The following is an 11,988-nucleotide window of genomic DNA, read 5'->3' as shown; positions in this document are numbered from 1 at the left end:
TAAATTTGCACTCCTGAAAAGGGTCTCGTGGCCGAGTGGTTAGGCATTGGTCTGCAAAACCAGGTACAGCGGTTCGAATCCGCTCGAGACCTCAAAAAAATAGCTGATGCTTTTTGCATCGGCTATTTTTTTAAGTAGTCTCTGGATGAGAGCCGCAGGTTCGAAATCGACTGAAAGGAGATTCGCGAGATACCTTTTAGAATAATTGAAACAATCGAGCAATCGCTCGAGGCCTCAGAAAAATAGCTGATGCTTTTTGCTTCGGCTATTTTTTTAATCGGTCTTCGGATGAGAGCCGCAGGTTCGAAATCGACTGAAGGGAGATTCGCGAGATGCCTCTTAAAACAATTGAAACAATCGAGCAATCGCTCGAGACCTCAATAAAATTCAATGATTATTTAGTGGTTTTGTTTTTTTGTCGAGTTTTTGTCGATTTGACTAGTGGTTGTTCTTTTCAATTTTATCCTAGCTAAACACATCAAGCGGTATTCTTTTGTTCATATGAACAGTAGTTTTTCTATTTATGTCTTGTCATTTTTATAAAAATCATACCCAATATACCAAGTTGAATTTGGTATTTGTTGTGTCAATGTTCTTTCTGATGTTCTAATAGTACTTATAACATCTAACAGATAATCCCTGTTGATTTGAGTAGTTTCCTATTTCACTGTAGTTTTTATTGTCAAGAAATTGAAAAGCATTCATTTTATTTAAAATATATGATTCTGTAGAGGTCCAGAAATAGCATGAAGTGCCTAAACCTGAGAAATTGCCATATTCATCTCGTTTTCCTCCAGGTAGCGCTGTAAATCCTGATTCATTTCTGCTGAATGTATCTGTATTAACCCAATGCTTATTCCCTGTTTCAATAAAATCTTCCCACTTGTCGAAGTAATATTCAAAATAGGTATATTGATATGAACTAGAGATAATCCAGCCTTCAGGTGCGATACTTCGCGCGTCATTAATAGCATGAGCATTATATAAACACCCGTAGGTATTTTTGTGTAAATCATTATTTTCATACGCACAATAGGCACCATTGTTTGTTGTTCTCCATAAACTATTATCGGTTAGATTTGGAATCGGATCACCGTTTGCGTATTTAGTTACTTTCAAGTTCTCAGCCATCCAAATAGACCCATCTATATTAATGGTGTTATATTCATTCCCATCAATGTCTGTAACTATATCAAGGGTTTCAAAACTTATATTGTTCCCATAAATGGTTTTATCCGTGGTAACTGCATAGGCACGCACATAATACTTTGTTTTTGGACTTAAATCTGATATTTTGAGAACGAAAATATCCTCATCATTTGTGCTACGTTTTATATTTGAGTTAATGGTAGGGTTGAATGACAAACCATAACAAACGCCTTTTTCTAAATAAACAGACGAGGCATCTATTGGTATTTCCACTTCCAAAATGGCCAAGTTTGATCCTATTTGAAATAGATTTTCAATTTGAATGACAGGTGGATTGTTTTTCTCACAATTAGTTGTAAAAAGCACAATTAGCATTAACACACCATAAACTGTAATTACTTTAATTATTCTATTACGCATGCTTTTTTTTATTCAGTTATCAAAAATAAAACAAATTCTAAATGTATTATTGGTGGTTTTTGATGATATTTTTGGTAAATATTTTTTCGTTCTAAAATGATGTATACAAAGATATACGAAAACAAAACAGATAAACAAACAGATTGTGTATTAACTTTTACTTATATAACTTTATAAGTTAAGCCGAATTTATGAATTTTGTAAGGACATATGAACAAAGAAAACATCTATAATATTCCCAATTTATTAAGCTTTTATCGCCTTATCACATTCCCCATATTGCTGTATTTAATTTTTATGGGATACGAGAAGCTTTTTGTCATACTCTATTGTATAAATTTATCGACAGATGTTTGGGATGGAATAATTGCCCGTTATTTTAACTTAGAAACAAAATTTGGAGCACGGCTTGATTCATTGGCTGATATTGGCTCCTTTATTTTGGCATTTGTCGCTATTTTTAAATTCAAGTTAGCTATAATTGGTCATCATATTTGGTTACTTTATCTATTTATTGGTTTTTATATTTTAGTTGAAGTTGTTTCTTTTTTGCGCTTCAAAAAATACCATAGTCTTCATTTATATTCTAAAAAAATTGGAGGCTATTTGCAAGGCATATTCCTTTTTACAATGTTTGCATTTAAATTTTTTGATTGGCTTTACTACATTGCTTTATTGTGGGGGATTTTAACTTTTATTGAGGAAATTATTGTAATCCTTTATCTTAAAGATATGAAATCCAATGCAAAAGGATTGTATTGGCTATTGTTTAAATAAGTGTTAAATTTGACAAAATAGTCTTCAAAATACACATATGAGTTTTTTTAAATCAATAACAACACTATTACTTACTACTGCATTAATTGTTTTTGCATTCTCATCAAATGCTCAGGATGTTTATAAAGACGAAAATGCCATTATCCATAAAAGATCAGGTAATGAAATTCCTATTATTATCAATAGTATAAATTATGAATTAGAAATTGTTAAATTTTGGTATCAAGATACTACGGTTTTAGGTGTTTATCAAATTGCCATGTCTTCTATATTGTATATTCAATTTGATTCGGGAAAGAAGCTGAGCTTTGAAAGTCAATCTTTAAGTAATTTAAACCTAAACGATGATCGTTCGGTTAATTTGATTTCGGCAGGCTTCCGCTTTCCAAATTATATTATTAGCTATGAGCGAATATTTGCCAAGGGACAATTAGGGATTGGTGGAAGTGTTGTTTCAAATTTCTTTATTACTAACAGAGATTTTGATCTTCGAGATTATTATAACAATGCGCGCCTAACAGATTATGGAATTAATGCATTTGTAAATTATTATATGTATTCCAATCATCACCAGGCAAAGAAATTCAATAGTTTTGTCAGACTAAATGTTGGTTACGAGAATGTTGCAATTTTTAGCAATCAAAGTAATAATTATAATTTTAATATTATTGAATACGCTAGTTGTGATTTGTATCGCACTACAATTGCCTATGGTGTTACCATAAAGTTTGATAACTCTTTTTTTATTAGCACAAATGCAGCAATAGGCTTAATGAAAGTTAATAATAATTCAAGTTATGATCTTTATTATCCAAGTAGTTATGTGTTTTTATACCCTTTTGAGTTAAGTTTTGGATACCGTTTCTAAGCATTAAATTAAAATTATGAAGAAAACAAAGATATACCTTACAAGATCTTTAACAGCCATAGTATTTTTGATTATTGTATTTACACTTTCCTCTTGTTTTCGCCCACTTTACAAGGTGAGTCAAGTTCCTTTGACTGAAAGTAATCAAATTCAGGATCATATTGGCTTAAAATCAAAACATGTTGTTGTTAATTTTAATGCAGAATCAAAAATTGAATTGTCAAATATTAAGATCGATAATGGCGCAGGAGTAATCAATGCTAACTACAATGATGTGCCCATACAGCTTGAAAAATATATCAATAAAGTTAAGAATAAGAATCTTGGCTATTATAGTAGGAAAAAGATCGGATACATGGATCTACTTAATCTCTATGTTGATGAAGTTATAATGGACAATAATTCAATAAGCATCCCTTTTAGCTCTATTAGTAGGGCTGAGTATTTTGAAACAGCCAATGGTGCAACTACTGTATCGTATATTGTTTCTTCTGCAGCATCTGCAGTGGGAGCATTGTCTATATTTCTGCTGATAGCCTGCAATTGTCCCTATGTATATGCTGATATTGAACATGATGGAGCACTTTTGGGAAATCTTTATCCTGGCTCAGTTTATCCAAATCTTGAACGAACCGACTATATGGTGTTAAAGGATATTAAACCAACTGATAATAGCTTCAAGTTCACTTTTGCCAATAACAGGAATGATGATTTATATACCAACTCATTAGAATTACTTATTGTTGAGCATCAGGAAAATATTGAGGTTATTCCAAGTCAGGATGGTGTTTTGCATAGCATATCAGCTCCATGTGAAGCTAAAAGTGTAGGAATAGAATCAACTGATCAATATTTGGAGGAATTAAAATCAAGAGATGGCAAAGTGTATTCTTTTGATCAATTGTTGGATAATGATAATTTAAGTTCCATACAGCTAAATTTTGAAAAGCAAGATGCAACTCAGGCCAAATTACATCTGAATCTGAAAAACTCGCCATGGTCAGCTTATACCTATAACGAAATCTGTAAGAATTTGGGTACACTTTATCCCAATTGGCAGCAAAAACAGATGGCAAAAGATGGAGGTGAAGTATTGGAGGGATCAATTCGAAATGGTGTTCAGATGCAGGTTTTAGTTAAAACGTCAAAAGGCTGGACCTATGTAGATCATATTAATACAGTAGGCTCAAATGTATTCAGGGATATTGTTGTCCCAATAAATTTGTCAGATATTGAAGGAGATAATATTGAAATACTTTTGAAAGCAGGTTTTATGTTTTGGGAACTGGACTATGCCGCAATTGATTTTACAGAAGACCTCGATTTAGCTATTGAATCCTTAAAACCATTTTCTGCTAAAGATTCATCAGGACATGATTACACAACCGATTTGTTAGCAATTGATGATTTATGTATGAACCAAAAAAGTATTGGTGAGGATATTACTGTTGAGTTTCGGGCAATAGAATACAATAAAGACCTTACTTATACATTAATCCTAAAAGGAAGTGGATATTATATTCGAAATAATACCTACAACAGCAAACCGGATTATGCAAAACTCGTCAAGCTTAAGAGGGATGGCGGATTTTCTATTTATTCCAAAGATCTGTATGATCAATTAGTAAAAACCTATGTAACAGCTCAGTAATAGCTATTTGAATCCAGTCAATTATTGTCAATGAATCCCCCAATTTTATCAGGATTAGCGAAGTCTATTTTATTAGCGCGAATTTCACTCAGTGTAGCTTTTAAAATGATATTAGCATACCCAAATCTTAAAGCTTTACGAAAAACCAAACAGGAGGTCAGATTACTCAGGGATCATTATTCTCAAAGAACCAAAATTAATAAAGTGGCTCGGGTAAACAAAAAAGTATTTATTTCACCAAATCTTCAATCCTGGCCATCAAATCATTTTCACAGGAACTTTCTCAACATTGCCAAAAAGCATAGCGGACAATCTGTTGAGCTTGCTGAAGATATTCGACTTGTTTTACTGGCTATCACAAAAAGCTGTCAAATGAATTGTGAGCATTGTTACGAAGCAGGCAATTTGAATAAACAGGAAAGCCTGAGTTTAGATGATCTCAAAAATGTCCTGAGAAAATTACAGGACTACAGCATACCACATTTTCAATTAGGTGGGGGAGAACCCATGATGCGTTTTGATGATCTGATCGCTTTGTTAAATTCAGCTGATAAAAGCATTTCTGATTTCTGGATTACCACATCAGGCATGAGTTTGAATGAAGAAAAGGCCTTACAATTGAAAAAAGCAGGTTTAACGGGTGTTGCTGTTAGTCTCGATCATTTTGATAAAGAAAAACACAATGCTTTTCGCAGGCATAAAAATGCCTTTGATTGGGCTAAAGAAGCCATAGAAAGTGCTAATCGTGTTGGCTTGGCTACTTCGCTGAATATATGTGTAACCAAGGAGTTTTGCTCTTCTGACAACTTGATGAAATTTGCTGAATTAGCAAAAAAATGGGGAGTAGCCTTTATCCAGATTTTGGAAGCCCGAAAAGCAGGCAATTACGCAGATAAAGATGTTGAACTTTCGGCAGAACAGCATAAAATTGTTGAAGAATTCTATTTCAAATTAAATCAACAAAAAGAATTCAAGAAATACCCCATTGCACATTATTATAGTTTCCGACAAAGAACAAGTGGTTGTACAGCAGCCGGCATGCGTTATTTATATGTTGATACGGATGGCTATGTCAATACATGTCCTTTTTGCCGAGGCAAAGGCGATCATGTCCTACAGGCTGATCTGAATGTGTCGATACAAAAACTAAGGGAACAAGGTTGCATTAAATATAAGCTGGGGAAATAGCTCCTAACCTCTTTTATGATTAGTTAACTGGCTTGATCTGTTCTTTACTGAATAGTAATCAGTAAAACTATAAGCGAAACGAGAGGAACAGTCAGATTATCAATTCCTTTTGGGCTTACTAATTCGGTTAGTGTACTTACACTTGATACTAAAACAGAAATCAGAATCACTTGCTGCCATGAGAATCCAAAAGCAAATAAAGTTATGAGGGAAAGAATAAGTGAGCTGACAAAAAAAGTAGTTGAGCCAAGTATTGTTTTGTTAAAAGCAAAGCTGAATAGTTTGATTTTTCTGCTTTTTGCTTTAAACAGTATACCAACCAAACCAGCAAGCGGATCGCTTATGCCGAGTAAAAAGATTGGTAAAATAAAAAACAGATTATTCTGAAACTTGCTTGAAACCAGAAATAGAATGTAAATGGAAACTGGTAATAAATAACTTCCACTCGATTTTCTATTTACATTTTCAATAGCTTTAAAAGTTCCTTTTAATTTCCCGATAAAGAGGATGAAGAAAATACTTAGTTCGAGCCCAAGTACATACCAATGCGAGTCGAGTGTATAGAGCAAAATCAAACTCGCTAAAGTACCGATTACATGCCCCGATTTTCGGGTATATTCAGGATTGATTGCAAACTTTTTGTGTAGAATTTCGAGGCCAAACAAAATCCCCGATACGCCAAACAGAAGTAGGGTGATAATGATTAATTGCCTGATCATACGTTAAGATTTGTAATGAGTAACATAAAAATAGCACCTAGCATCAGGCTATCAAATCGGTCAATAATACCTCCCTGTCCGGGAAGAATATTGCTAAAGTCTTTTATATTAAGCTTACGTTTACACAAGGATGATAATATGTCTCCAATAAATGCAAATGAGGCTGTTCCAAATCCATAAAACAGCGACTGAAATAAAGAAAGTTCAAGTAATCTAAATATCAATAATGCAGTTAGCATAGATGCTATCAGTCCACCTATTAATCCTTCGATAGTTTTGTTTGGGCTAATTTTAGGAAACAGTTTTCTTTTGCCAAAGACTTGACCAGCCAGTTGACTAAATGAATCGAAAACAGTGACTATAGCCAATGTAAAGAATAAAAGATTTTGATTCAATGAACTGAATCGATAAAATCCAAATGAAATAATTAAATAAATAGCGATGGTAAGTATGCCTAAAATGATTTCTCTTTTTTTTATAAGATTACGGATGATTTCAATCAGTCCTGATACAATAATGAGCACGCAGATATATTGAAAAATAACTGGATTTATTAAAATAGCAGTGAACAAAGAGGTCATTATTAGCAGGTATGAAAAATACTTTATCCAGTTTTGCTTGCGTTTAGATGCCTCTTGGTTTTTGTTTGATTTAAAAACCAATAGAGCACCAATGGTGTAATAGACAAGCAAAATGAGGTAGAGATTAAGTCCCATACTATTTATTATGTTTTCCAATTTAATCCTTTTTACTGAACAATTCGTAAAAATGCAGAAATACTGAAAATAGTATTTTCAATTACCTATGTCCTTTATTATATCACAGACATATTTAGGCCACAGATATACAGAAACTTTACTAGCCTCTTAAACATAAATCTGAGGCAATTTTTACAGTTTAGGACAATAACGGATATTCATTTTCTTGCACTTAATTGAAATATTAAATCTGTTTCGTTAGCTAGATTGATACAAACTACATCTATTGCCACCCTAATTTGATGTTGCAATCCATTGAGTAATAACTACTTTTGCCTTAGTAATAAACAAGCATTATATGGTTGAGGAAAACATTGCACAAATAAATAAAGTAATTGCTGCCTATTTTAAGAAAAATCCGAAAACGGATTGGATAGCAGCCAAAGAAATAATGCCAGCCTTAATACAAGCGGGTATTTTTAGAAAAGATAATAAAAATGGTTTGCCCTTGAGAAGGGTTTTAAGAGCATTGGATAAAGAAAATGCACTAGATAAAATCCCATTCGTTCATGCTGAACGAAAGCCTGAAAACACCTATTGGTATTTGGTTAGGGAAGGAGCAAGCTTTGTCCCAAAAGAAACAACCTATCCTGAATCTAAAAAACCCAAAAATATCAGCAAGGAAGAAAGTGATGAATTCTATTTGTTGGATTTGTGCGATGAACTCTTGAACGATACAGCTTCACGACAGCATACATTCGATTTTATTTTGGGCGATTTGCATAAAGATGGAAAAAGCAGAACAGAACTTCCACTTGACGCATATTACGACAAATTGAATCTGGTTATTGAGTTTATTGATAAGCAAGCAGCAGCAAATGATGATGATAAGTCTGAAAGAATGACCATTAGTGGGGTAAACAGAGCTGAACAACGAAAGCTATACGAAGAACGCAAAAGGGATAGCTTACAAGAAAAGAATTTCCGTTTGATTGAAATTGATTATGCAGTTTTTGAAAGCAATGATCAAAAAAAACTGCTCCGAAATAAAGAGAATGATTTACTGATACTGCAAGGAATATTAAAGGATTTTATTGCATTGGGATAATTCCTAATGTCTAGATTAACTCTACTTTAATACGAACATCATTGCAGAATGAGTTTATCTCAAAAGTTCTCCAGACCGTCATTCCAGAATCTCATTAGGGATATCTGGAATCTCATTTTCCTGCCCTGCAGGAAGGCTGACAAGTGAGTGACGAATAAAGCACGATTACAAAATAGTCAGTTTCGACCAATACAGTTTGCCATTTATATCTTGAGTTTTAATTAAATACAATCCTCTTTGCAAATTAAGAGATTCGAAATGATAGGTTCTTTGTTGTACTTGAGCTTGTTGTTTAACTATTTTTCCCACTGCATTTAGTACTGAAATTTCCTTAATCAGACATTCATGCTCAATATGCAATTCTCCACTTGATGGGTTGGGATAGATTTTTTGAGCATATTGATCATCTTCTCCTATCGAAGAAGTAATATTCAATGTCTGAATATAATAGGGACCACTGCAATTAGATTTTGTTTGAATTACCAGTTTAGCAGTAAATATTGCTCCATAAGTATATTCATGAACAGGATTTATTAAGGTTGAAGTATCTCCATCTCCAAAAAACCAGAAATAATTTAATAAATCACTAGAGTTAACTGTTGATGTATTTGTAAACGTAACCTGAACAGGAGCTTTACCAGACATTGGACTGGCTGTAAAAGATGCTTGAGCCGCATCTAAAACAACTACTGTGAAAAATGTGTCATTTGGATTGTCTTTACGACCATAATCAGCAGTGCAATCACCCCAGTACCCAGGAGGAGGGGTAGGATAAAACACATTGGCTGAAGCATTTAAATGAATATAATATATGCCTGCCTTTGTATACTGAATATTTCTTTGATGATTTGCAGTATGGCCAATACTATTAAAAAAAGAATTGTCTCCTTTATCAAATTGCCATTCATCTGTGTTTTCAGATGAATCTAAAATAGTAACAAAATCTCCAACACAAATAGTATCAGTATATATCTTTTTACCATTTTTATAAAGCCAGAATTTAGGAGTAGGACCATCAATAGAAATAAATGATGGTTTTGTAACTTTTTCAATACATCCATTTGCAGTAGTTACGGTTAGACTAACATCGAAGACTCCATTTGAAAAATATGTATGATAGGGCTCTTTATTATAGGAGATAGAGGAATTTCCTTTATTATCATGAAAATTCCATTTCCAGCTAACAATACTATCATGTCCTATTGCTCCGATCATTCTTGATTTATCAGTAAACTTAACTGGTTGAGGTGCACAAGCTCCCGGACTATACATTGTATCAAAATCAGCAACAGGTTTTTCAATATGTACATATATACCGGTATTACACGTGATACCTCCACTGCTATTATATAGTCTAACATCAACCATATAAATTCCTGGCAGAGAATAGCTGTGGTTTACTGTGCTGGTAGGTTGTGTGCTAGTTACTCCATCTCCAAAATTCCATTTAATACTACTGAAAGTAGTGGTTGGAGGAATTGAAAAACTAATAGACCTACCTATGCATATTGTGTCTTCTGAAACAGTAATGTCACATTGTGCAGATGATAAGGAATAAATAAAACCAGATACAAAAAGTAATAGAATAATTTTTGTCTTTTGAAGATTACTATAGTTTTTCATAATTAAGATTTAAGTAATTTTATAAATTAAGATTGATCAAATATACATGATTTTATTTCGTTTGAAATTACCTATAGACAAATGAAAAAAAATCATGTAAAAGCGAAGCGATTCCGACTGAGAATATAAATTTTGTATTTTACTTTGAACAAAATTTATGTTTTTTACAGGAGAAATATACGTGAATATTTTTCGTTTAAAATTACCTACAGACAAATGAAAAAAAAGCTTTTAAAAGCGAAGCGATTCCGACTGAGTATATAAATTTTGTATTTTACTTTGAACAAAATTTGTGTTTATTATAGGAGAAATGTAAGTAAAAAAAGAACATAGAATTGGTTTCTATGTTCTTTTTGGACTCTTTCTATTCCAGTTCTTGTCAGGCTACATTATTGTTAGCTTCGACCAATAAACACTACCGTTTATATCCATTGTTTTTACCAAATACAATCCTGCATCCAGATCAAGAAAATCGAAATGATATGATTTCTGTTTAACATCCGATCTTTTAAGCACTATTTCACCCAATTCATTAATGATTGAAATATCCTGTATCAAATTGGCATATTCAATAAATAATTCATTAGTTGTTGGATTCGGATAAATACGTGGTTCTGAATCATCCAATTCCGCTAATGAAGAAGTAACATTAATGAAATGCATTTTACTTGCAGTATCTGAACAACCGAAATCTGAAGTTGAAACTAAGGAAACAGAATATTTATTTCCATAGGTATACGTATGGCTCGGATTTTTTAGAGTTGATGTTCCACCATCTCCAAATTCCCAATAATAATTTGTGATTGTTCCTCCGGCTAAAGTAGAATTGTCGGAGAAGTTTATTGTTAATGGTGCTGTTCCTGACGCAGGCGATGCTGTAAAATCGGTTTCTGGATAATCTAAAACGACAACAGTAAAGAAGGTATCATAAGGATTGTCTTCACGACCATAAGTGGCAGTACAATCGCCCCAATAGCCGGGAGGTGGTGTTGGATAATAAACTTTGACCGTTGCATTCAAATAAATATGATACACACCTGGAGTATTATACTGAATTTCCCACAAATTATTAAATGGTTGAACCGTATCACTCAGTATCGAGTTATCTCCTTTTACAAATTGCCAGTGTGTAGTTTTTATAGTTGAGTCTAAAATTGTAATGAATCCACCTGTGCAAATTGTATCAGAATATTGCTTTTGCCCATTTTTATAAATCCAGAACTTTGCCTCAGGACCTTCAATTCTAATAAATTCTTTTTTCAAAATAGTATCTGTACATCCATTTTGTAATTTTACAATTAGTTTTACATCAAATGCACCATTTTTAATATATGTATGCGTAGGTGATTTGATATGTGATATTGAGTTTGATCCTCGTCCATCATTGAAATTCCATTTCCAAGATACAACACTATCAATTTTAAAACTGTCAATTATTTGCCCTAACTGATTGTAATCGTACTTGTAATTGTTTATGATGAGTGATTGATCAATGAATTTTACTGGTTGAGGAGCACAGACTTGAGGCGAATTCATCATATCAAAGTCAGCAACAATTCCAATTACTTTTATAAATTTCTTCTTTTCCAGAATTTGCACACATCCATTACTGTCTGTGGTGCGCATGCTAATGTTATAGTCACCAAGTTTGTTGAATATCCAGGAGATGGTATCAGTAAGAAGTGCATTGGTATGCCATCCGCTTCCATCGCCAAAGTTCCATTCTACTTTTTCAGGGATTAAAGGTGCATTCACTCTTATTCCATATTGCGCTGGATTAATAGGAG

General features: G+C 33.1%; 10 protein-coding genes and 1 tRNA gene. 6 read left to right on the top strand and 5 right to left on the bottom strand.

All coding sequences use genetic code 11. The annotated features are described in order from the left end of the window. The first annotated feature begins 21 nt into the window (after positions 1 to 21). Positions 22 to 92, top strand: a tRNA-Cys gene (locus tag HOG71_16750). A gap of 514 nt (positions 93 to 606) precedes the next feature. On the opposite strand, the gene HOG71_16745 is transcribed toward HOG71_16750, so the two are convergent. After that, positions 607 to 1,569 carry a hypothetical protein gene (locus HOG71_16745; protein ID MBT5992498.1) on the bottom strand — a complete coding sequence of 321 codons (963 nt, stop codon included), beginning with the start codon at positions 1,567 to 1,569 and terminating at the stop codon, positions 607 to 609. 210 nt (positions 1,570 to 1,779) lie between these two features. Here HOG71_16745 and HOG71_16740 point away from each other — a divergent pair, with 210 nt between their 5' ends. The 4 genes from HOG71_16740 to HOG71_16725 are packed head-to-tail and all read left to right on the top strand — an operon-like array spanning position 1,780 to position 6,053. Beyond that, the gene (locus tag HOG71_16740) at positions 1,780 to 2,346 is read left to right on the top strand and encodes a CDP-alcohol phosphatidyltransferase family protein (protein ID MBT5992497.1); all 567 of its coding nucleotides are present in this window, start codon (positions 1,780 to 1,782) and stop codon (positions 2,344 to 2,346) included. A 37-nt stretch (positions 2,347 to 2,383) separates the two neighbouring features. After that, on the top strand, positions 2,384 to 3,214 hold the full coding sequence (locus HOG71_16735; GenBank protein MBT5992496.1) for a hypothetical protein: 831 nt from the start codon (positions 2,384 to 2,386) through the stop codon (positions 3,212 to 3,214). Between the two features lie 16 nt (positions 3,215 to 3,230). Continuing rightward, a complete protein-coding gene (locus tag HOG71_16730; protein ID MBT5992495.1) occupies positions 3,231 to 4,865 on the top strand; it encodes a hypothetical protein in 1,635 nt (544 codons plus the stop codon). Between the two features lie 30 nt (positions 4,866 to 4,895). Further along, on the top strand, positions 4,896 to 6,053 hold the full coding sequence (locus HOG71_16725; GenBank protein ID MBT5992494.1) for a radical SAM protein: 1,158 nt from the start codon (positions 4,896 to 4,898) through the stop codon (positions 6,051 to 6,053). 44 nt (positions 6,054 to 6,097) lie between these two features. Here the strand turns inward: HOG71_16725 and HOG71_16720 are convergent, their stop codons facing one another. Both HOG71_16720 and HOG71_16715 read right to left on the bottom strand, forming a co-directional pair. After that, positions 6,098 to 6,772, bottom strand: coding sequence for a phosphatidate cytidylyltransferase (locus HOG71_16720; protein ID MBT5992493.1), 675 nt, complete (start codon positions 6,770 to 6,772; stop codon positions 6,098 to 6,100). Continuing rightward, a complete protein-coding gene (locus HOG71_16715) occupies positions 6,769 to 7,509 on the bottom strand; it encodes a phosphatidate cytidylyltransferase (protein ID MBT5992492.1) in 741 nt (246 codons plus the stop codon). The genes HOG71_16720 and HOG71_16715 overlap by 4 nt, the downstream gene beginning before the upstream one ends. A gap of 319 nt (positions 7,510 to 7,828) precedes the next feature. Here HOG71_16715 and HOG71_16710 point away from each other — a divergent pair, with 319 nt between their 5' ends. Beyond that, the gene (locus HOG71_16710) at positions 7,829 to 8,578 is read left to right on the top strand and encodes a hypothetical protein (protein MBT5992491.1); all 750 of its coding nucleotides are present in this window, start codon (positions 7,829 to 7,831) and stop codon (positions 8,576 to 8,578) included. A 165-nt stretch (positions 8,579 to 8,743) separates the two neighbouring features. Here the strand turns inward: HOG71_16710 and HOG71_16705 are convergent, their stop codons facing one another. Then, a complete protein-coding gene (locus HOG71_16705; protein MBT5992490.1) occupies positions 8,744 to 10,201 on the bottom strand; it encodes a PKD domain-containing protein in 1,458 nt (485 codons plus the stop codon). A 384-nt stretch (positions 10,202 to 10,585) separates the two neighbouring features. Next, a partial coding sequence (locus HOG71_16700) for a PKD domain-containing protein (protein ID MBT5992489.1) occupies positions 10,586 to 11,988 on the bottom strand: 1,403 nt, incomplete at its 5' end.

It is taken from the genome of Bacteroidota bacterium, from assembly GCA_018698135.1.
Taxonomy (GTDB): domain Bacteria; phylum Bacteroidota; class Bacteroidia; order CAILMK01; family JAAYUY01; genus JABINZ01.
The sequence above is the reverse complement of the archived record's forward strand: the minus strand, read 5'-3'. Positions and strand labels throughout refer to the sequence as shown.

Excerpts from the sequence above, each read along its gene's own strand:
- HOG71_16720 (MBT5992493.1), bottom strand. The coding sequence starts at position 6,772 with ATGATCAGGCAATTAATCATTATCACCCTACTTCTGTTTGGCGTATCG.
- HOG71_16735 (MBT5992496.1), top strand. The coding sequence starts at position 2,384 with ATGAGTTTTTTTAAATCAATAACAACACTATTACTTACTACTGCATTA.
- HOG71_16740 (MBT5992497.1), top strand. The coding sequence starts at position 1,780 with ATGAACAAAGAAAACATCTATAATATTCCCAATTTATTAAGCTTTTAT.
- HOG71_16710 (MBT5992491.1), top strand. The coding sequence starts at position 7,829 with ATGGTTGAGGAAAACATTGCACAAATAAATAAAGTAATTGCTGCCTAT.
- HOG71_16705 (MBT5992490.1), bottom strand. The coding sequence starts at position 10,201 with ATGAAAAACTATAGTAATCTTCAAAAGACAAAAATTATTCTATTACTT.
- HOG71_16745 (MBT5992498.1), bottom strand. The coding sequence starts at position 1,569 with ATGCGTAATAGAATAATTAAAGTAATTACAGTTTATGGTGTGTTAATG.
- HOG71_16725 (MBT5992494.1), top strand. The coding sequence starts at position 4,896 with ATGAATCCCCCAATTTTATCAGGATTAGCGAAGTCTATTTTATTAGCG.
- HOG71_16730 (MBT5992495.1), top strand. The coding sequence starts at position 3,231 with ATGAAGAAAACAAAGATATACCTTACAAGATCTTTAACAGCCATAGTA.